Origin of the sequence: Streptomyces sp. NPDC048192 (assembly GCF_043202415.1) — a bacterium.
In the GTDB taxonomy this organism is placed as follows: Bacteria; Actinomycetota; Actinomycetes; order Streptomycetales; family Streptomycetaceae; genus Streptomyces.
Map to the genome: position 1 here is coordinate 95,398 of NZ_JBIDAL010000011.1, position 19,773 is coordinate 115,170.

Below are 19,773 nucleotides of genomic sequence, written 5' to 3' on the forward strand. Positions count from 1 at the left end.
TCAGGGACCTGGCTTACACCCCCACCGTCGGCGCATCGGCCGGGGTGGAGGTGATGGAGCTCGCGGACCTGTACGAGCGGGCGCGCCGCCACGGCAACGACCCGTACGCGCCGCTGCGCCCGTCCTTTCACCAGCTGATCGGCGCCCGCGACCGGCCGCTGCTGATGGCGGTGGACTTCGTCGAGTACGCGCTGCGGCCGGGATCGTGGCTGTGGATCCGGCCGGGGCAGGTGCAGCGGTTCGGCCCGGATCTGCCGGCGGCGGACGGGGTGATCGTGCTGTTCGAGGCGGGGTTCCTGCCGCCCGCGACCGTGGCGGCGGCGCACATGGATCCGCCGTACGAGCAGCGTCCCCTCATCCCCGAGGGACCGGACGCGGAGGGCGTGCGCCTGGCCCTGGACCATCTCCGGTACGAGTACGGGCAGCAGGCCTCGCTGCCGCTGCAGACACACGCCGAGGTGCTGCGCGCCCTGGTGTCCGTCCTCGTGATGCGTCTGGCGCAGGCCCGGGGTCCGGCACCGCGGCCCGCAGCCCCGTCCGAGGTCTTCCGCCGTTTCCACGCGGCGGTGGAGCGGGACCACGCGGTGACCCGCCGCGTCGAGGACTACGCGGCGGCACTCGGCTACAGTCCGCGCACGCTGACCCGGGCCGCGTCCTCCGCCACGGGCCGTACGGCCAAGCAGTACATCGACGACCGGGTGCTGCTGGAGGCCAAGCGGCTGCTGCGGCACAGCGGTCTGCCCGCGAAGGAGGTCGCGGACCGCCTCGGCTTCGTCGACGCCAGCGACTTCACCAAGTTCTTCCGGCTGCGGACGGGCGTGACGCCGGGGGCGTTCCGGAGCGGCACGGACATGGACATCAGGTGACGGCACGTCAGCGGACCTGCGGGCCGCGGGAGGAGCCCGCGCGGTCGCGTCGGGCCGCCGGGCACCGGCTGGTCATGACGTAGGGTGGAGACATCGGAGTAAAAACGTGCTCTGCGGCCGGGCGGACAGCCGGACAGGGAGCACGCGCACACGCGGTGTCGGACGATCCGCCACTCCTTCCACGGAAGGAGTGCGTGATGAGGGCGGCACGGTTCAGCCGGTTCGGCGGCCCGGAGGTCCTTGAGATCGTCGACCTCCCTGATCCCCGTCCCGGCGCCGGAGAGATACGGATCAGGGTGCGGGCCGCCGGGATCAACGCCAGCGACTGGAAGAAGCGCCAGGGCCTGATGGACCGGGAACTGCCGCAGACCCTGGGCTACGAGGCCGCCGGCATCGTCGACGAGATCGGCGAGGGCGTTTCGGGCGTCACGGTCGGCGACCGGGTCTTCGGAGCCTCACCCTACGGAGCCGCCCAGGCGGAGCTGGCCGTGCTGTCCTACTGGGCCCCGGTCCCGGACTCCCTCGACTGGGCGAGGTCCGCGGCGATCCCCGCGGCAGCCGAGACCGCGGCGCGCTCGCTCGACCAGCTCGGCGTCACCGCGGGCAGCACCCTGCTCGTCAACGGGGCATCCGGCAGTGTCGGCAGTGCCGCGGTCCAACTCGCCGTGGAACGCGGCGCGCGCGTCATCGGCACGGGCAGCCCGGGCACGCACGACGCCCTCCGCGCACTCGGGGCCGAGCCGGTGGCGTACGGCGACGGCATGCCGGAACGCGTGCGGGCCATCGTGCCGTCGGGTGTCGATCTCGCACTCGACGTCGCCGGCAGCGGCGTCCTTCCCGAACTCGTGGAGCTGGCGGGCGCGCCAGACCACGTGATCACGGTCGCCGACTTCCGCGGCGCGCAGGAGACCGGCGTCCGCTTCAGCCGCGGCGACACCGGCCGCGCCACGTACGCCCTGGCTCAGGTCGCCCACATGGCCGAACGGGGGCGATTCTCCCTCCCGGTCGGCCAGACCTTCCCGCTGACCGAGGTGGCCCGCGCCCACCGCGTCGGCGAATCCGGGACCGTGCGCGGCAAACTCGTGCTGCTCGTGGACTGACCGGCCTTCCAAGGAGCTGCTTCACGGCCGAAGGGGCCGGCTGCGGCACGCGTCCGAGCCGTCACGGGCGGGCGGTCGGCCCGTCGCCCGGGGGGAAACGCACTCCGGGCGGCGGAGGAACACGCCGGAGTCAGGTGAGATCGAGCGTGCGGCACGGCATACATCCACGTGCAGTCGGTACGAGCCTGCCCGCGCGCGGGTGGTGCGCTCGGATCCCCCTCCGCCGTAAGGACCTCTATGCAAGCCATTACTGTGCGGGACCGCGACGCGGGTCTTGCCGGGATGTCGCTGACGGACATGCCCTACCCTCATGCGGCCGAGAACGACGTCATCGTGCGGGTGTACGCCGCCGGGTTCACCCGTGGGGAGCTGGACTGGCCCGCCACGTGGACGGATCGCGCCGGCCGTGACCGGACGCCGAGCGTGCCGGGGCACGAGCTGTCCGGTGTGGTGGCGGAGCGGGGGTACGGCACCACCGGCCTGAGTGTCGGACAGCGGGTGTTCGGCCTGGCTGACTGGGCCCGTAACGGCACGCTCGCCGAGTACGTCGCGGTGGAGGCCCGCAACCTCGCCCCGCTCCCGGCGGGCATCGACCACGCCGTGGCCGCCGCGCTGCCGATCTCGGGGCTGACCGCCTGGCAGGGCCTGTTCGACCACGGCCGCCTCACCACGGGCCAGACCGTCCTGATCCACGGTGCCGCGGGCGGCGTCGGCTCGATCGCGGTGCAGCTCGCCCGCGAGGCCGGCGCCCGCGTCATCGGCACCGGGCGGGCCTCCGACCGGGACAGGGCACTCGAACTCGGCGTCGACACCTTCATCGACCTGGACAACGAGCGGCTCGAGGACGCCGGCGAGGCCGACGTCGTGTTCGACGTCATCGGCGGCGACATCCTCGACCGCTCGGCCGCGCTGGTCCGCCCGGGGGGCACGCTGGTCACCATCGTCATGCCGCCCAAGGTCCGGCCCAAGGACGGGCGGGCCGTCTTCTTCGTCGTCGAACCCGACCGCGCCCGGCTCACCGACCTCGCCGCGCGGCTGAGGGACGGCCGGCTCAAGCCGGTCGTGGGCGCCGTGCGCCCGCTCGCCGAAGCACCCTCCGCCTTCGCCCCCGGCACGCGCACCCCGGGCAAGACGATCATCCGCGTCACGGAAGACTGAACAGGAGACCGACCATGATCGGAATGCGGATCGCCGGCGGCTTGCTGGCCGCCACCACGATGGCCGCTGCCACGGCCTGCTCGGCCTCGGGACCGCCCGCCCACACAGAGGGGACGACCGCAGCCGTGGCATCGCCCGCGGCCATGGCATCGACACGGCCCACCGAAACCCTCAAGCCGCTGCTCCAGCAGGTCCTTCCGAACGTGAAGGGCAAGACGTTCACCTCGGCGATCGTCGACTTCCCGCCCTACGCACGCGCGGTGCCGCACCGGCACGGCCAGGCATTCGTGTACGCCTACGTCCTTCAGGGCACCGTGCGCAGCCGGCTCGCGGACAAGCCCGTGCACACCTACCACCAGGGCGACAACTGGGTCGAGCCGCCCGGCGCCCACCACGTCCTCACCGAGAACACCAGCCGGACCGAACCGGCCAAGCTCCTGGTCGTCTTCGTCTCCGACACCGGAGCACGGCTCAAGGTCGACGACCGGGCGTCGTAGCCTCATCCGGGAGCCGGAGGCTGCGGGGGCCCGGGCGGGTAGGTCAGATGCCCGTGCCGGACCCGCGCGTGCTGGTCCAGGACCGCGGGTTTGGTGGTCGTGGGCGACATGATGTGCGCGACCTCCACCCCCGCGGTGATCAACGCGTCGGTGATCAGCCTGCGATGGCAGCGCCAGGGAACCGCCTCGCTGCACATGATCGCCGGCCGTTCCCGCTCGGCCAGCTCGATCAGCTCGCCAAGGCCCTCCGCGAACTCCTCGCCGGCCATGTAGTCAGCGTAGTCACGGAAGGCCTTGACCCGCCATGCGCCGTTCTCGCTCGGCACGCCCTTCGGAGTGTGCCGCCGGCCGCCCAGCTTCGGAATCCAGCGGTAGGCGATGTCGGCAGGCAGCGCGTCGACGATCGCGGCTTGGTTCCACTGGGGGAACTTCCGCGACGACGGGAAGGAACGGACGTCGACCAGGCAGGTGACCTCGTTGTTCCGCAGCATCTCCAGCATCTCGCCGAAGTCGCGCGTCGAGTGCCCCACGGTGCAGACACGGTTCGCCATCCTGCCGCCTCGCCCAGGTCGGTCACTGATCTCGGCCGTCGACGGTGATGCCCAGCCGGGCGGCCACGTTCGTGAGGGCCGTTCCGAGGGGGAGCGCGACCCGGGTGAGGGCATGCCGGTCTCCCCGGGTCGGGTCCCGGTTGACGATCACCACCGGCTTGTCGGCCTGGGCCGCCTGGCGGACGAACCGGAGCCCGGACATCACCGTCAGCGAGGAACCCAGGACCAGCAGCGACGCCGCCTCACGGACGAGCCCGCGGCAGTGCTCGACCCGCTGGGGCGGAACGGTCTCGCCGAAGAAGACCACGTCCGGTTTGAGGATGCCGCCGCAGATCGTGCAGCCCACCACACGGAAGTCCCCGACCTGTTCGTCGGTGAGGTCGGCGTCACCGTCCGGGTTGATCCCGGCGGCCACCGGCTCGAAGCCCGCATTGGCCTCTTCCAGCCGCCCGGCGAGCTCACGGCGGGGGCTGACGTCGCCGCAGGAGAGGCACACGACCCGGGCCAGGCTTCCGTGGAGCTCCACGACACCCTCACTGCCGGCGGCCTGGTGCAGGCCGTCGACGTTCTGGGTGATCACACCCGAGAGCAGCCCGTGCCGCCCGAACGCGGCCACCGCCCGATGCCCGGCGTTGGGGCGGGCACGGCCGAAGGTGCGCCAGCCCAGATGGCTGCGCGCCCAGTACCGGCGTCGGGCCTGGGCGCTGGCGGTGAACTCCTGGTACGTCATCGGGGTGTGCCGGCCCAGGCTCCCGCCCTCGCCCCGGTAGTCGGGGATGCCCGACTCCGTGGAGATGCCCGCCCCGCTGAGGACCAGGACACCGCCGGTGCTCAGCAGATCGGCGACCGGCTGCAGGTCGGTGGTGCCCGGTGGCAGGGCCTCCGTAGGGGTCCAGCTCAGGGTGGGGCGCATGCGCATGCGCCCAGGGTACGGAACAGCGCGAATCCAGTCGCCGTACGGTCGGCGGATCACGCGTCGTTGCGGGCCGGCCCTCCGGCCCGCAACGACGTGGCCCTCCTCCCCCCATCTAGCCGCACGTCAGTGTCGGCTTCGCCCAGTCGCCGTGGTCGTTGCCGTTGCCGTCGCCGGCGTCACCGACCTTGAGATCGACCACCTGGGCGCCGCTGACGTCGACGTCGATCGGCACTGCGGCCTGTTTGCCGCGGATCGTCGGCGTGGTCACCAAGGTCTTGCCGTCGGCGATCACGGAGAAGGTCACGGTTCCGGCACCGCCCGTCTCGTCGTCGACGCCGACGTCCGCCGTCAACCGCGAGCACTGTCCGCCGAGGTACAACTCGACGTCGCTGACGGAGTTGGTGCCGAGGCCCTTGGCGTACCTGATGCCGGCGATGCTGATCGGACGGCCGTCCCCGGCGGCCTGCTCACCGACACTGGTGTCGCGCTCGACCGGACCCCACCCGTTGGTGGACGACAGGAACGGCAGGTCGCTCACCGCGCTCTTCCCGGCCGGCGGAGCCGGTGGGATCCCGCCGACGATGCGCTCGTCGCCCTGGGCGGACTGCTGTCCGTTCTGCACGTAGTGCACCGTGGCGGTGAGCGCGGAGGCCGACGGCAGCGTCCCGGCCGGCGGCTGGACCTCCCAGGTGAAGGTGGCCGATTCGCCCGGTTGCAGGCGCTCGACGGACGTGGGGCTCGTGGCACGCGCGCTCCAGCCGTCGGGCGTGGAGAGCGAGGCCTTCAGCCCGGAGGCGGTGGGCCGGTCCTTCGGCACCTTCACCGTCGCCTCGGCCGTGAAGGACCGTCCTGACTGCGCGGTGCTCGGCACGCCGAGGGTGACATCCACTCCCGGGCGCTTCGGCATGGCGTACTTGCGGTGGTCGTAGCGGGGACTGTCGTTCTGCGCGACGTGCAGGGGCGATGCGTAGCTGCCGTAGTCGACGAGCGAGACCCTGCCGAGCCCGCCGGTGCTGCCGTCCAGGTTCCACACGGCGATGGCGATGGTGTTCCGGCCGTTCGGATGCAGGATGCCGTCGGGGACCGGGAAGGTGTGCTGCGGGCCGAGATAGTTGACGTAGTTGCCGACCTGCCAGCCGTTCACGAAGATCGTGGCACGGTACTTCCGTGACGGGTCGTCGGTGAACGTCAGCCCGAGCGAGGTGTCCTGGCCGTGCGGCAGGTCCAGGGCGACATCGGTGCGGTACCAGGAGACCCCGGGGCGGCTGTCGGTCGTCGGCAAGGACACTTTGTTCCAGGCGTCGTCCGGGTAGCCCGGCAGGGACCAGCCGGCCCGCTCGCCGTACAGGCCGCCCGTCGAGAGCGGGCCGCGCACCGGGTCCTGGAGGTCCTCGCCACCGCGTACGCCCTGCAGCCGCCAGGTGACGGTGGAAAGCGGCGCCCCCAGGAGGGAGGCACTGGTCAGGCCGCGCGCGGTCTTGTTGCCGTTCGTCGAGTTGTAGTCCTCCTCGTGCCCCATGTTCACGGTGAGCACCGAGATGACGTTGTCCCCCGCGGACTTCACCGCACCGTCCGGGAAGGCGAAGTCGGCGCTGCCCGTGGTGGAGCTGCCCAGGAAGGTGCCGTTGAGCCAGGCGGAGAACGCCTGCGCCTTGCCTCCGGAGTCCGAGACCAGATGGACGCCGGTCTCCTTGCCGGTGGCGCGGAAGCGGCCGCGGTACCACGTGTTGCCGGTGTGGAACCCGTAGTCGTCCGCGTAGAGGACCGGCAGCGAGTTGACGCCGTAGACGCTGTTGGTGGTCGTCTTGTCGGCCACCTGCCAGCCGGAGTCGTCGAATCCGGGTGCCGCTTCCGGGGATTCCTCGGCGTGCCTCCAGTCCGTGAGCGCCGGCAGGTGGACCGGCGCGGCGACCGGGATCGTCCCGGTGAGGCTTCCTGTGCCGGTCGTCCGGGTGGCGACTGCCTTGCCGTTCCAGGTGACGTGGTCGGCGGAGGTGAACACCTCGATGTTCTTGTCGTCGGCGTTGTCGCCGGTGAGCGCCACGGTGCGGCCGCCGTCCGCGTCGGCCGCCGTCCGCAGCAGGTGGGAGCCGCGGACGAGCACCGGGCCGGTCGCCGTGTCCTGACGCCAGAAGGTCTCGGCCGTCGCCTTGTCCCCGGCGAGCAGCAGCAGCGGGCGCGCTCCGCCGCCGCTGATGGCGATGCGGATCAGGCCCTTGTGCGTGTAGTTCAGCCGAAGGTCGCCGGTCGCCGCGTCCCACGTGGTCGTGACCGTGCCTCCGCTGCTGGTCACCGTCGGCCTGGAGGAGTAGCGCAGCACGGTCTCGCCGTCGCTGCCCGCGTCGCCGTAGAGCACGGCGACGTCCCGGCCGCCGATGGCCGCCTGGGTCATGATCTCCGACGTCGAGTACTGCAACTGCGAGTCCCCGAGGCGGTAGTTCGCCACGATCACGTGCGAGTCGCGCCCGTCGAGCGTGATCGCGGTTCCGGGCTGCTGGGGCACGACCGGGTAGGTGGGCGCCGCTGCCGCGGCCGTGGGCACGTCGATGGCGTCGATGGACACGTAGTCGTCCGTGGACCCCGAGCTGTGCTTGCCGTCGACGACGATCTTCAGCGTGTGCGCCCCGGGCGTCAGGCCGGTCTTCTGGAAGATCACCGCCTGGTTCTCGCCGCCGGAGTCGTCGACCGTCGCCACCTTGGTGCCGTCGAGATAGACGTCGGCGTAGCCGTGGTTGTCGGTCTTCGAGCCGATCCAGCGGATCGCGGTGCCGTCGAAGGGGACGGTGAGCGAGTCGCCGGCCTTGTTGGAGAAGGACTCGGTGTGCTTGTAGTCGCCGCCGGTGTAGCTCTGGTCGGCCACGTGCGACCACGAACCGGTGTACTGCAGCGCGGAGTCGGGGTCGTCCCAGGTGTAGGTGGTGTCCGCGGACGGCTGGGCGTTGAAGTCGAGCGAGATGTGGGTCTTGTCGACCGCCGTGGACGTGGAGTCGCCGTGCCGCAGGACGTGGAACTGCGTCCTGGTGTCGGGGTTGATCCGCGCGGTGTCGACGACCGAGGAGTCGTCCGGCGGTACGGCCCTGATCGCCTCGGTCTTGGTCAGCGGGGCGACGGACTGCGTGAAGTACCCGATCAGCTTGTCCTGGTAGTACTTCGGATCGAGCTGGCGGTTCTCGCGGATCGCCGCTCCGTAGTCGTACGACGTGTAGTTCTCCGGCATGCCCAGCCAGCCCCAGTTGGTGCCGCCGTAGGTCATGTAGAAGCTCTGCGCGGTGGCCCCGACGGCTATGTTCTGCTTGTAGAAGACGTCGGCGAACTTGTCGTTGATGAGCTCGGCGCACTTGTCGTAGCCGGGTCCGCCCCACGGGTCGAAGGCGCCGCCCTGGAACTCGGGCGAGTACAGCGGCTTGCCGGCCGGGTGGTCGTAGCTGATGTCCGGGACGCCGTTCCACTTCGAGGGGTTCGAGCAGTTGAAGCCCTGCGGGTAGGAGTCCGGTCCGTCCACGTCGAGGGCGCCGGTCCCGGAGTTGAAGGTGCCGTTGTTGTTGCCGGTCAGCGGCACCGTGATGCCGTCGGCGCGGGCCTTGTCCTCGAGGTGCTTCATGTAGGAGCGGCCGGCGGCCGAGCCGTTGTAGTACTCGTTCTCGACCTGGTAGGCGATCACCGACCCGGTGCCGTTGGTCAGTTGATGGCGGGCGATGATCCGGTCGATCTGCGTCAGCCATTCGTCCGCGTACTTCAGGAACTGCGGGTCGTCACTGCGGTTGTGCCCGGCCTTGGTGGTCATCCAGCCGGGCAGGCCGCCGCTGTCGACCTCCGCGTTGATGTACGGCGCCGGGCGCGCGATGACGTACAGCCCGGCCTCCTGGGCCATGTCGAGCAGCCGGTCGACGTCCCGCACGCCGGTGAAGTCGTACACCCCCGGCTTCGGCGAGTGGTAGCCCCAGTCGAAGTACAGCGAGGTGGCGTTGAACCCGGCGGCCTTCATCTTCTGGAAGATGTCGCGCCACAGGTCCGGACTGGGGAGCCGGAAGTAGTGGAACTCGCCGGACCACAGGTAGGTGCGCTTGCCGTCGACGAGGAACGAGTAGCCGTCGATGCTCACCGTATGCGCCTGCGGGGCGGCGGCCGGCGCGGCGGCGGACGCCCGTCCGCCGGCGTCCTGTGCCACAGCGGGCGCGGTCACGCCCGCGACGAGGGCGATCGTCGCGGCTGCCGCGAGGAGCGCCCTCCGCCGGCGACGGCGACCGGGTCTTTCCGCCTCTGGGCCGATCCGATGACTTCGCACTGCGGCCTCCATAGGGACTGAGCAATCAGCACCAAACAGACTCAGGCAAAGTCGAACAGTAAAGCCACACAAGGCTCAACACAATGGGGCGGGAGAAAGCAGTCGGGACGACAGGGGCCGGCCGAATGGCGCGCCGCCACACCGGATGTGATCCAGAATCATGGGATGATCACGCTGGAGACACCCCGTTTGATCCTGCGCCGCTGGCGCGAGGAAGACATCGCGCCCATGGCTGCCGTCAACGCCGACCCCGAGGTCATGCGGTGGATCCGAGACGGCAGCGTCCTCGACGAACAGCAGACCCGCGGCAAGATCCGGGCATGGGAGGGCGAGTGGGAGGCGCAGGGCTTCGGCCTGTTCGCCGTGGAGATCCGGTCCACCGGCGAACTCGCCGGGTTCACCGGCCTTTCGGTGCCCGGTTACCTGCCGGAGGTGCTGCCGGCGGTCGAGATCGGCTGGCGCCTGGGACGTTCCCACTGGGGGCGGGGCCTGGCCACCGAGGCCGCTGCGGCGGCTGTCCGGTTCGGGTTCGAACAGCGAGGCCTGGAGCGGATCGTGAGCATCGCCCAGGTGGGCAACGACGCCTCCGAACGCATCATGGCCAAACTGGGGATGCGCCCGGTCCGTGAGACCGTCAACCCCACCTGCGGCCGGCGGGTACGGGTGTACGAGCTGACGTCGGACCAGTACGTCACCAGCACGCGGTGAGGGTGACGGGGGAACGGGTCAGGCGCTGACGCCGGTGGTGCGGAAGCGGGCCCGGTACACGGTGGGAGACACGCCCAGGGAGTTCTGGAACACGCGCCGCATGGTCTCCGAGGATCCGAAGCCTGCTTGCTGCGCGATCTCCTCCACCGAGGCGGTGCCCGAGGACAGCAGGGCCTTGGCGGCTTCCAGACGGACGGCGTCGACGTACTGCCCGGGCGTCATGCCCGTTTCCCGGCGGAACAGGCGGGTCAGGTGCCGGGTGCTGATGCCGGCGGACGCGGCGAGCGCGTCGACGCCGGAGGGGATCGACGGGTCCGCGGTGACTTCGTCCATCACCCGGCGCACCAGCGGATGGCGGCTCGGTGGGGTCATGCGGACGCTGAACTGCGACTGACCGCCGGGACGCGCCATGAAGACCACCAGCTGGCGTGCCACGTCGCGGGCGACGCCGGCGCCGTGGTCCTCCTCGACCAGGGCGAGCGCCATGTCGATGCCCGCGGTGACGCCCGCCGAGGTGACGAGGTGCCCGTCGCGCACGAACACCAGATCGGGCTCCACCCGCACCCCGGGATAGGCGGACGCCAGCTGAGGCGCCAGTTCCCAGTGGGTGGTGGCGCGCCGCCCGTCCAGCACACCGGTGTGCGCGAGTACGAAAGCACCCGCGCAGACCGACGTCACCCTGCGCGTGCGAGCGGCGAGTGCGGCCACGAGCGAGACCAGGCCGGGATCGGCCGTGGCGTACTGCCAGTCCCTGCGGCCGGGAACGACCAGCGTGTGCGGGTTCTCGGGCAGCTGCTCGAAGGACGCGTCGACGCTGATCCGCAACCCGCAGGACGTGACCACGTCACGGCCGTCGGGGGAGACGACCCGCACGTCGTATCCGGCGCCGCAGCGGTTGGCGGTGGTGAAGACCTCGAGGGGCCCGGCGACGTCCAGCAGCTGCACCTGGTCGAAGGCCACGATCACGACGACGTCGCCGGAGGCCGGCCGGGCTACTCCGCCCACGGAGAGTCCAGGATGGTGCGGACGAAGTCTCCGCGCTGGAATCCGGGCACGTAGTGCTCGAGCACGTCGGCCTTGACGTTGCCGAAGGTCGTCTCCGGCCTGGGCCGGATGCCGTCGGTGAAGGCGGCCAGGATGCGCCGCTTGAAGTCGGGACGGGGGTGCAGGGCGACGATGTCCTGGCGGTCCGCGTCGGAGATGTCCGCGTACCCGATACCGAGGACGTCGTACTCGACACCCGCGGTGACGAGCGCGACCTCCGGTTCCATGAACTCGGGGATGCCGGGAGTGGTGTGCAGCGCGATGGCCGTCCACACCCGCCGCACACTGTCCTCCGGCACGCCGTACGACTGCAGGAAACGACGGGCCTCGTCGGCGCTGTCGACCTCGAAACGGCGTCCGCTGGAGCGGAACTGCTCGTTCGGGCCGAGGTCGTGGAACAGAGCGCCGACGTACAGCAGCTCCGGGTCGAAGCTGAGGCCCCGGTTGCGCCCCTGAAGGCTGCCGAAGAAGTACACCCGGCGCGAGTGGTGGAAGACCAGCTCGCTGGTGGTGTCCCGGACCAGTTCGGTCGCCTCGCGGGCGATCTTGGTGTCGGGTACGGGGATGCCGGCCGCAAGGGTCGTGTCCGTGGTCATGGCCTGCCACCTCTTCTCGTTCGGGTGCGCCGCGTGGATCTGCGGCGCTGCACCCATGCTCCGCGGGTGGGGCCGTCGCCGGCCATGTCTGTACGGCCATGTATCCCACAGATACGGACACGCCCGTCGCGTATGGCGGCAGGCCCCGTCCCGGACGGTGACCGGCCAGGCGGCGAACGGGCGACCCAGGCCTCGGGCGACCCAGGACCCGGGCGAGCCGCTGCCCGCCCGGGCGCGCCCGTCAGAGGAACCGCCACAGGTGGTCGGCGGTGCCGTTGTCGTCGTACTGCACCACCTGCGCGCTGTTCTCGGTCGACATGCGGTCGACGCCGAGCACCTTGCCGCTGTTCTTGTTGCGGATGCGGTACCAGCCGCTGCCGTCCTCCACCAGGCTCCACAGATGGTCGTCCGTGCCGTTGTCCTCGTACTGCACGACGATCGCGCTGTTCTCGGTCGACATGCGGTCCACGCCGAGCACCTTGCCGCTGTTTCCGTTGCGGATCAGGTACCAGCCCTCACCCTTGTCGACGAGCTGCCAGGCGTGATCACCGGTTCCCGTGTTGTCGAACTGGACGACCCGTGCGCTGTTCTCGGTCGACATGCCGTCCACGGCGAGGACCTTGCCGCTGTTGTTGTTGAGGATCCTGCGGAAGGGCGGTTCCGGGATCCACCTGCGGCCGTCGGCCGCGACCACGGGGAAGGAGGTGATGCGCAGCCGTGCCGCACCCATCGGCACGAGAGCGACCGTCTCCACGGGGGAGTCGCTCGCGGCGGGCCCGTCCTGCAGCGGGGCGACGACGTGCTCGTCGTCCGCGATCCATTCGGGGATCCGCCGGGCCCGGGCGGAGATCCGCAGCGGCGTGGTGTCGTGCGTGAAGGGCTGCTCCGGCACGTCGCCGGAGACCTGGGTGACGTCGAGCTCCGTGTCCGCGAGGAGGCCGTAGTTCCACGGCGTGGTCGCGTGGACCTCGTAGGAGGGGAAGGCGTCGTCCCCCGCGTAGCGGTCGTAGCGTTCGCCGATCCGAAGGGAGTAGGTCAGCGGGCCCCGGTCGACACTGACGGCGCCGTGCTGGTCGGGCCAGTGCCGCAGCTTGGCCTGCTGAGGCAGCCGCAGCCGGACGACGTCGCCGTCCTTCCAGGTCCGCTCCACGCGAGCCCAGGAGGGGCCGCCCTGCACGGGGACCGGTGTGCCGTTCACTCGCAGCTCGGGATCCGTGCACCAGCCGGGCACCCGCATCCGGAGAGGAAACGACAGGGGTCGCGGCGTGGACAGGGACAGGGTGACGGTGTCCGTGAAGGGGTAGCCGGTCTCCTCGGTCAGGGTCACCGTCGTGCCGTGGCCGACCTGGGCCCGGACGGTGCACGGGGCGTACATGGCGGCGGCCAGGCCCTGGTCGTCGGAGGCGAGCCACAGTTCCTCCGTGAAGTAGGGCCAGCCCATGCCGTAGTTGTGGGGGCAGCACCGGTACTGGTCGACGCCGGCCTGGAACGCCTGCATGGCGAAGCCGTTCTGGAACTGCCCTTGCGTCTTGGGCCGGTTGTCCAGGTCGACGCTGTTGGCGCTGGTGATGTAGTGGGTCGACTTTCCCTCGGGGTCGAGGGCGGCCGGCAGCATGTTGAAGGCCAGTTCCTCGCAGCGGTCGGCCCACACGGGGTCGCCCGTGATCCGGGTGAGCAGTTCGTGGCTGGCCATGAACTCGACGATGCCGCACGTCTCGAAGCCCTGCCGCGGGTCACCGAATCCGGGCCGGTAGTTCTCGTCACCGGCCATCCCGCCGCCCGGGAACCGGCCGTACACGCCCATGACGGCGTCGTAGGCGCGGTAGGTCGCCTGGACGAGGTCGGCTGACCCGGCCAGCTGCCCGTACTGGGCGGGCTCCCGGAACCCCTGGGCGATGTTGACGTTGTGCCGGGTCGGCGTCGGGCCGGTCCAGTCGACGCCGTAGCCGTGCATCTTGGCGGCCAGGTCGAGCAGGAAACTCTCCGTGGTACGGCGGTAGGCCCAGGTGACGACGTCGAGGCCGTCGCCCCAGCGGTAGGAGACCCAGCTGGAGTTGAAGGCGCCCGGTCCCTGCGCGTTCATGAAGCGCAGGAACCGCGTGATGAACGGCAGCACGCGCTGGTCCCCGGAATACTCCTCATGGGTCCGCAGGGCCTGCAGCAGCGGCAGGAAGGGCCAGAAGTCGGGGCCGCCGTTCAGCGAAGTGCGCAGGGCGCGGGGCCCGAAGAAGCCGTCGCCGGACTGAGTCGCCAGGATCGCGTCGACCCAGGTACGCGCGCGTGCCAGCGCGGTCCGGTCGCCGGTGGCGATCGCCAGCGGCAGATAGCCCCGCAGCCAGTACGGCAGCTCTTCCCAAGCGCCGTTCTCCGGGTGGACCCAGCCGGAGGAGGAGAAGTCGAGGAAGTGGGATATGCGGTCGTACTGACCGCACAGTCCGGCGAGTTGGAGCCTGAGCTGGCCGGCCAGCCAGCCGTGCGCGGTGACGCTGCCAGGGGGCAGTCGCCGGAACCGGTCGGGCACCGGGCTCCCGGCGCTCGGGCGGGGCGCCGCCTGCGCGGCACGGGCGAACGGCGCGCCGAGGGCCGAGGCGCCCAGCCCCAGGGCGCCCGCACCGAGGATCGTTCTTCTGCTGACGGACATACGGTCGACCTGCCTTCCGGCGTTCGCGGGGAGGGTGTGCGGGTGAGCGTCGCCGACAACGTTGTCTCGCGAGCCCCGCCGTGCCTGGCGTCCGGGTGCGGTGGGCGCGCATGAGTTGTTCTGGGTTCAGTACAACGTTGGAAGAAGCGTGGCGTAGGCATGACAGCACGGCCGGGTCCGTCTGTCCAGAGCCGCGGCGCGGTAGGTGAACGTGCGTGCCGAGGCGGGCTGTTGTATCGCTCGCGGCGCGCACGTGACCGAAGAGAGCGGTGGGTTTCAGCCAGCAGTGCCTTCCGGGTGAATGGCCCAGACCAAGTATTGACATGACCATGCTCTCGTCTCGATGATCCTGCACACCGCCCGGCTCGCCGAGGGTGACTCCCCGCCCTCCCGGCCACTGTTGGCCGGCCCACCCGCCGTCCCGCCCTCGCGAACCGGCCCCGCCCCTCTCCGACAACGTTGTCGGAGTCCGAGGAGGTAAACGTTGTCACCACGTCGAGCAGGGCGTCTGGCCGCCCTCGCAGCAGTGATCGTGTCCGTGGCGCTGACCGCCCCCCAGGCCTCCGCCCGGCCGACGCCCGCCTCGTCGGCTCGCGTCAGCACAGCGCAACAGGCCGCCGCCCTGAAGTTCTGGACCCCCGACCGCCTGGCACGCGCCGTCGACCTGGACATGGCGCCCTCCACCGCCACCGGGCGGCACGGCAACGCGACCGGCGCGCCAGGCCATCTCGCCCAGCCGTTCTCCGTCCCGGCGGCGATGCCCGGGAGTGACCGGGCCCGCGACCGCGACCGCGTCGGGCATACGGCGCACATCGCGGCCTCCGCACCGCAGCGCTGGACCGGAGGCGGTCTGATCTCCACCACCGCGGGCAAGGTCTTCTTCACCAACCCCAAGAACGGCGGCACGTACGCCTGCAGCGGCGACGCGGTGAACAGCGGCAACAAGTCCGTCGTGGCCACGGCGGGCCACTGCGTCGTGGACACGGACGGCACCGCGTACACGAACTGGGTCTTCATCCCCGGTTACGACCACGGCAACCGCCCCTTCGGCACTTTCGCCGCGACCTCGCTGCACTGGGAACCGCAGCGCATCGGCGACGCGGACGCGGCCTGGGACGCGGCCTTCGCCACGGTCGGCACGGTGAACGGCCGCAGACTCGTGGACACGGTGGGCGGCGAGGGCATCGGCTTCGACCAGACGCCCGGACAGTACGTGTTCTCCTTCGGCTACGGCGGCTCCGCGGCCGAGGGAGGCGGCGAGCAGATGAACTGGTGCGCCGGCACGGAGGTCTTCCAGAGCGGGCACGCAGGCGGCGGCATCTGGGGGATCGACTGCGTGCAGACGGGCGGCTCCAGCGGCGGCCCGTTCCTGGCCCGCTTCGACACCGGCAACGGCACCGGCATGCAGATCGGCAACATCAGCATCAGTGCCGGCGACTACGAGTACCACCCGTACTACGGCAAGGAGGCCGCGGGCGCGTACAACGAGGCGGGTTCCTGAGCCCCGAGGGAGCCCTGGCCGTCCGTGGCGGGCCGCGCCTGGCGCGACCGGCCACGGACGAAAACCTCGCGGTGCAGCCGGTCCTCGAGCCGCAGCCGCCGCGATCCGGGCCCGCTCCCGTCGGCGTCACACCTGACATGCAGGAACGCTTCTACGGCGGTTCAGCCGGCGGAGATGTGACGGTCACGTGTGGAACTGCCGCCTTATCCCTAGACGTTGGTCTCTGCTGACGTTGCCGTGTGTACTTCCGTGCTTGGGTGGCCGTGATCCCCGTCTCGGAAGGCACCTGATGTGAACACCCCTGCGCACCACAGGACCGCCGCGCGTCGTGTCGCGGTCGTCCTGGCCGCCTCCACGTCGGCCCTCGCACTCACCGCATGCGGCACGACCGGCGTCGTCGGGAGCGGCAGTTCGGCATCCTGGAAGAAGGGGGACGGCGTGTCGGTGGGCCTGCTCCTCCCCGACAGGAGCACGGCACGCTTCGAGAAGGCCGACTACCCGCTCTTCAAAAAGGAGGTCGCCTCCCTCACGCACGGCAAGGGAAAGGTCCTCTACGCCAACGCCGGGGCGAGCACGACCACGCAGTCGCGGCAGTTCCAGCAGATGGTGCACGAGAAGGCCGACGTCATCGTGGTGGACCCGGTGGATGCCGGGGCCATCGCGCCGGACGTGCAGAAGGCCGAGGGCGCGGGCATACCCGTCATCGCCTACGACCGTCTGGCCCAGGGGCCGATCGACGCGTACGTCTCGCACGACAACGAACTCGTCGGCCAGGTGCAGGGCCGCGCCATCCTCCAGGCGCTCGGCCCGAAGGCCGGGCACAGCGAGATCGTCATGATGAACGGCGACCCCGCCGACCCGAACACGGCACAGTTCAAAGAGGGCGCCCTCGGCGAACTCCAGGGCGAGATCCGGATCGCCAAGCAGTACGACACCGCGAAGTGGTCGCCCGCAGTGGCCCGAGCGAACATGAAGGACGCGATCCGGTCGATCGGGGTGCACAACATCGCCGCGGTCTACTCGGCGAACGACGGCATGGCGGGCGCCGTCATCGACCAGCTGAAGAAGGCCGGCGCCACCGAGATGCCACCGGTGACCGGGCAGGACGCAAATCTCGACGCCGTGCAGCGGATTGTTTCGGGCGAACAGTACATGACCGTGTACAAATCGTTCCTGGACGAGGCCGACGGCGCCGCACAGATGGCGGTGGCCAAGGCACAGGGCAAGGACATCCAGTTCGACGCGCTCACTCGCGACACCGTCGACAGCCCGACGACGAAGAAGATTCCAGCCCTGCTCCTGCCGGTGGTGGCACTCACGAAGGCCAACATCAAAAGCACGGTGGTCGCGGACGGCGTCTACTCCGTCGCAGAGATCTGCACCCCGAAGTACGAGGCGAGCTGCGCCGAAATCGGCCTCAAGTAGCCCCGGCCCTCCGCACAGCGGCGCCGCGAGCCGCCTTCGCCATCGCATGACACGGAGTCAGCGGGACCACCGGCGCCCGAAGGCGCCGGAGGCAGGGCGCCGGCCGTGCCCGCTGCCCGTCGGTCAGCAGGAGCGTGCGCCCGCTCGTGGCCACCGAGGCCGGTAGGCGGTGGCCAGCACCGACACGGTGACCTGATCGGGCAGGAAGCCGTCATCAGCGAGGTCTGCTCGCTTCACGTGGCGTGCGCTCGGCGTCATCGCCACCAGGTCCACGGCGCCCAGCCCGGTCAGGGCCGCGGGGTACTCCACCTCCTCGGTGACGGCGGCCTCGAAGAAGGGGTCCAGCGCCCGGTGCAGGCGCTGTTCCTTGGCCGGGTCGACCGTGACCATGGCAGGCAACCGTTCGCGCAGCTCGGCCAGATGCCGCCCGGTGGGACGGACCACGATCAGCCGGCCGGTCGGGCGCAGCACCCGGTGGAACTCGGCCGGGTTGCGCGGGGCGAACACGTCCAGCACGACATCGGCCAGCCCGTCGGCCAGCGGGAAGGGCCGGAACACGTCCCAGGCCACGGCGGCGGCTCGGTGGTGGGCCCGGGCTGCCGAACGCAGCGCGCGCACCGATGTGTCCAGCCCCAGACCGCGGGCGCCGGGGAGTTGGTCGAGGACGCCGGCCAGGTAGTAGCCCGTGCCGCACCCCACGTCGACAACCGTGGCCTTCGCAGACACGGTGCCGGCCGCCAGGCGGCCCACGGCCTCGCGGAGGGGTGCGTAGGCGCCGGTGGACAAGAAGCGATCGCGGGCCTGCACCATGGCTGCGTCGTCGCCGCTGGTGGCGCGGCTTCCTGTCAGCAGACCGGCGTAGCCGTGGCGGGCGATGTCGAAGGCGTGGCCCACCGGGCAGCGCAGTGCGCCGCGGGCGGGGTGCAGGTGGCCTGTGCGGCACGTCGGGCAGCGCAGCAGGTCGAGGGACAGTTCGAGGGCAGGGGGAGGCGACACGGGCACGAGGCACTCCTGGCAGGGGTGAAGGGAGGAGACCGTGCCTGCACACGCGCTCGGAGCGTCATTGGCTCAGCAAGGGAACGGGCAGCGTAGCGAGCGTGGTTCACGCAGCAGGCACACCAGGGAGGGCGACGCCGTCCGGCATCGCCCTCGACGCGTTCCGGTCACAGGAAGCAGCAGTGCGGGGTGCTCATGAATGCCACGGCATGAGTGTACGAGCATCGGTGAAGTTCAAAGGACGGGACGGGCCCTCCCGCACCTCCAGCAGATGACGGCGCAGGCGTGGCCAATGCCTAGAAGATGCCGGCCGGCCCGTCCTGCGAGAGCTTCTCGAGGACGGCGCGCATCCACGGGCTGCGAACCGCGGGCAGCCGGACCAGGGTGTGCTCGAAGGTTCCCCGGTCGGCCCGGAAAGGGCGGTGGGGGAGCGGCGGAAGCGGGTCGTCGCGGAGGACCTCCGGCGGCACCCCGCCCGCCGCGGGCACCGGCAGGTACGGGTGGGGAGAGACCAGCCACAGCCACACTCCCAGCGGCAGGGGCACCGGGTACGCCGATGCGGCTGGGCCGGCGGGGGACCACGTCTCACCCGTCCGGGGATGGACCGGTACGAGCAGGATGCCGACGTCCGTACCAGGGGAGGGCTGTCCTGGTCCGGCCAGGACGGCGCGCCGCGTTGGCGGGCCGGCGGGCAGCAGGGCGTCGAGCGCGCGTTGGAACATGTCCGCGGTCGGACCGTCGGGAACCTGCACCGGCTGCCCGTGGGAGGCCACCAGCAGGTGGGCGAGCGCCTGGCCGGCTGCCGCCTCCCACCGCGGACTCCACGACCAGTAGTGACTCGACCCGAGCCGTCCTCCCCAGGTGGCGATCGGCTCGAACGGGGGCGTGCGCTCCCCCCTCTCCACCAGCTCCGCCCAGGACGGCGGCTCAGCGTGGACGCCGTCGACGGGAACGCGGCGCACTGCGTCCGAGTCGAGCCGCACTGCCTGCCAGAGCGAGCAGTCGTCGACCCTGGTTGCCACGGGCAGGTCGCACGCTTGGCACGCCATGTTGGGCCCGTCGGCTCCGCTGAGGCCACAGCAGGCACCGCCGCATTTCCCGGGGATCAGCCGGGTTCCCCGGACATCGCCGGGCGCGATGACAACCGCCCCGGACCTGCTGTCGGACAGGGCGTGGACCGGCGCGTAGATGCCGCGGGCCTCGGCCTCGCCCGTATCGATCTCGTGCCACATCCGCCAGGGTCCTCCCCAGGGGTCCGGGTCCACGGCAAACGTCCCGGCCTCCATGAGCACCGGAAGCTGGACCCCGTTCCCGTATGTCTGACGGGCGTGGGCCGGAAGGGAGACCTGGGACAAGGGGACGGTCAGCTCGGCAGCGCACCGCGCACAAACGAAAACGAACAAACGCCCCTCCGTCTGGGAAACATCCGCATCGTCGCAGCTCGGCGCGGCAACCCGCCAACGTGTTTCTCATGCGCCGGGCGGCGCCG

15 protein-coding genes are annotated in these 19,773 nt (G+C 70.9%); 7 read left to right on the plus strand and 8 right to left on the minus strand.

Features of this window, described 5'->3' with window-relative positions:
* Positions 1–53 precede the first annotated feature (53 nt).
* The 4 genes from ACGFZN_RS24490 (at position 54) to ACGFZN_RS24505 (ending at position 3,621) form a co-directional block, all read left to right on the plus strand.
* Positions 54–866 carry a helix-turn-helix transcriptional regulator gene (locus ACGFZN_RS24490; protein ID WP_393860613.1) on the plus strand — a complete coding sequence of 271 codons (813 nt, stop codon included), beginning with the start codon at positions 54–56 and terminating at the stop codon, positions 864–866.
* 197 nt (positions 867–1,063) lie between these two features.
* The gene (locus ACGFZN_RS24495) at positions 1,064–1,966 is read left to right on the plus strand and encodes an NADP-dependent oxidoreductase (protein ID WP_393860614.1); all 903 of its coding nucleotides are present in this window, start codon (positions 1,064–1,066) and stop codon (positions 1,964–1,966) included.
* Between the two features lie 237 nt (positions 1,967–2,203).
* Positions 2,204–3,124 (plus strand): NADP-dependent oxidoreductase, encoded by a 921-nt coding sequence (locus tag ACGFZN_RS24500; RefSeq protein ID WP_393860615.1) that lies wholly within the window; start codon positions 2,204–2,206, stop codon positions 3,122–3,124.
* Positions 3,125–3,138: 14 nt separating this feature from the next.
* Positions 3,139–3,621: a cupin domain-containing protein gene (locus ACGFZN_RS24505; RefSeq protein WP_393860616.1), complete on the plus strand. Its 483-nt coding sequence runs from the start codon at positions 3,139–3,141 to the stop codon at positions 3,619–3,621.
* A 2-nt stretch (positions 3,622–3,623) separates the two neighbouring features.
* On the opposite strand, the gene ACGFZN_RS24510 is transcribed toward ACGFZN_RS24505, so the two are convergent.
* The 3 genes from ACGFZN_RS24510 to ACGFZN_RS24520 form a co-directional block, all read right to left on the minus strand.
* The gene (locus ACGFZN_RS24510) at positions 3,624–4,172 is read right to left on the minus strand and encodes a DUF488 family protein (protein WP_393860617.1); all 549 of its coding nucleotides are present in this window, start codon (positions 4,170–4,172) and stop codon (positions 3,624–3,626) included.
* Positions 4,173–4,194: 22 nt separating this feature from the next.
* Positions 4,195–5,091, minus strand: a complete 897-nt coding sequence (locus ACGFZN_RS24515) for an NAD-dependent protein deacetylase (protein WP_393860618.1) — start codon at positions 5,089–5,091, stop codon at positions 4,195–4,197.
* Between the two features lie 109 nt (positions 5,092–5,200).
* Complete coding sequence (locus ACGFZN_RS24520) at positions 5,201–9,271, minus strand: beta-galactosidase (RefSeq protein ID WP_393860619.1); 4,071 nt, start codon at positions 9,269–9,271, stop codon at positions 5,201–5,203.
* A gap of 267 nt (positions 9,272–9,538) precedes the next feature.
* Here ACGFZN_RS24520 and ACGFZN_RS24525 point away from each other — a divergent pair, with 267 nt between their 5' ends.
* Positions 9,539–10,081, plus strand: coding sequence for a GNAT family N-acetyltransferase (locus ACGFZN_RS24525; protein WP_393860620.1), 543 nt, complete (start codon positions 9,539–9,541; stop codon positions 10,079–10,081).
* Positions 10,082–10,099: 18 nt separating this feature from the next.
* On the opposite strand, the gene ACGFZN_RS24530 is transcribed toward ACGFZN_RS24525, so the two are convergent.
* From ACGFZN_RS24530 to ACGFZN_RS24540, 3 genes are all read right to left on the minus strand, one after another.
* Positions 10,100–11,086: a GlxA family transcriptional regulator gene (locus ACGFZN_RS24530; protein ID WP_393860621.1), complete on the minus strand. Its 987-nt coding sequence runs from the start codon at positions 11,084–11,086 to the stop codon at positions 10,100–10,102.
* The gene (locus ACGFZN_RS24535) at positions 11,074–11,721 is read right to left on the minus strand and encodes an HD domain-containing protein (RefSeq protein WP_393860622.1); all 648 of its coding nucleotides are present in this window, start codon (positions 11,719–11,721) and stop codon (positions 11,074–11,076) included. Before ACGFZN_RS24535 ends, ACGFZN_RS24530 begins: the two co-directional genes overlap by 13 nt.
* 241 nt (positions 11,722–11,962) lie before the next feature.
* Entirely contained in the window at positions 11,963–14,362 is a 2,400-nt protein-coding gene (locus tag ACGFZN_RS24540; protein ID WP_393860623.1) for an RICIN domain-containing protein, read from the minus strand.
* Positions 14,363–14,846: 484 nt separating this feature from the next.
* Here ACGFZN_RS24540 and ACGFZN_RS24545 point away from each other — a divergent pair, with 484 nt between their 5' ends.
* Both ACGFZN_RS24545 and ACGFZN_RS24550 read left to right on the plus strand, forming a co-directional pair.
* Positions 14,847–15,863 carry a trypsin-like serine peptidase gene (locus ACGFZN_RS24545; RefSeq protein WP_393860624.1) on the plus strand — a complete coding sequence of 339 codons (1,017 nt, stop codon included), beginning with the start codon at positions 14,847–14,849 and terminating at the stop codon, positions 15,861–15,863.
* Between the two features lie 291 nt (positions 15,864–16,154).
* A complete protein-coding gene (locus ACGFZN_RS24550; RefSeq protein ID WP_393860625.1) occupies positions 16,155–17,288 on the plus strand; it encodes a sugar ABC transporter substrate-binding protein in 1,134 nt (377 codons plus the stop codon).
* A 123-nt stretch (positions 17,289–17,411) separates the two neighbouring features.
* On the opposite strand, the gene ACGFZN_RS24555 is transcribed toward ACGFZN_RS24550, so the two are convergent.
* Positions 17,412–18,290, minus strand: a complete 879-nt coding sequence (locus tag ACGFZN_RS24555) for a methyltransferase domain-containing protein (protein ID WP_393860626.1) — start codon at positions 18,288–18,290, stop codon at positions 17,412–17,414.
* 290 nt (positions 18,291–18,580) lie between these two features.
* A complete protein-coding gene (locus tag ACGFZN_RS24560) occupies positions 18,581–19,687 on the minus strand; it encodes a hypothetical protein (RefSeq protein ID WP_393860627.1) in 1,107 nt (368 codons plus the stop codon).
* Between the last annotated feature and the right edge of the window lie 86 nt (positions 19,688–19,773).

Coding starts and splice junctions, on each gene's coding strand:
- ACGFZN_RS24490 (WP_393860613.1), top strand. CDS start 54: ATGGAGCTCGCGGACCTGTACGAGCGGGCGCGCCGCCACGGCAACGAC.
- ACGFZN_RS24495 (WP_393860614.1), top strand. CDS start 1,064: ATGAGGGCGGCACGGTTCAGCCGGTTCGGCGGCCCGGAGGTCCTTGAG.
- ACGFZN_RS24500 (WP_393860615.1), top strand. CDS start 2,204: ATGCAAGCCATTACTGTGCGGGACCGCGACGCGGGTCTTGCCGGGATG.
- ACGFZN_RS24505 (WP_393860616.1), top strand. CDS start 3,139: ATGATCGGAATGCGGATCGCCGGCGGCTTGCTGGCCGCCACCACGATG.
- ACGFZN_RS24510 (WP_393860617.1), bottom strand. CDS start 4,172: ATGGCGAACCGTGTCTGCACCGTGGGGCACTCGACGCGCGACTTCGGC.
- ACGFZN_RS24515 (WP_393860618.1), bottom strand. CDS start 5,091: ATGCGCATGCGCCCCACCCTGAGCTGGACCCCTACGGAGGCCCTGCCA.
- ACGFZN_RS24525 (WP_393860620.1), top strand. CDS start 9,539: ATGATCACGCTGGAGACACCCCGTTTGATCCTGCGCCGCTGGCGCGAG.
- ACGFZN_RS24535 (WP_393860622.1), bottom strand. CDS start 11,721: ATGACCACGGACACGACCCTTGCGGCCGGCATCCCCGTACCCGACACC.
- ACGFZN_RS24540 (WP_393860623.1), bottom strand. CDS start 14,362: ATGTCCGTCAGCAGAAGAACGATCCTCGGTGCGGGCGCCCTGGGGCTG.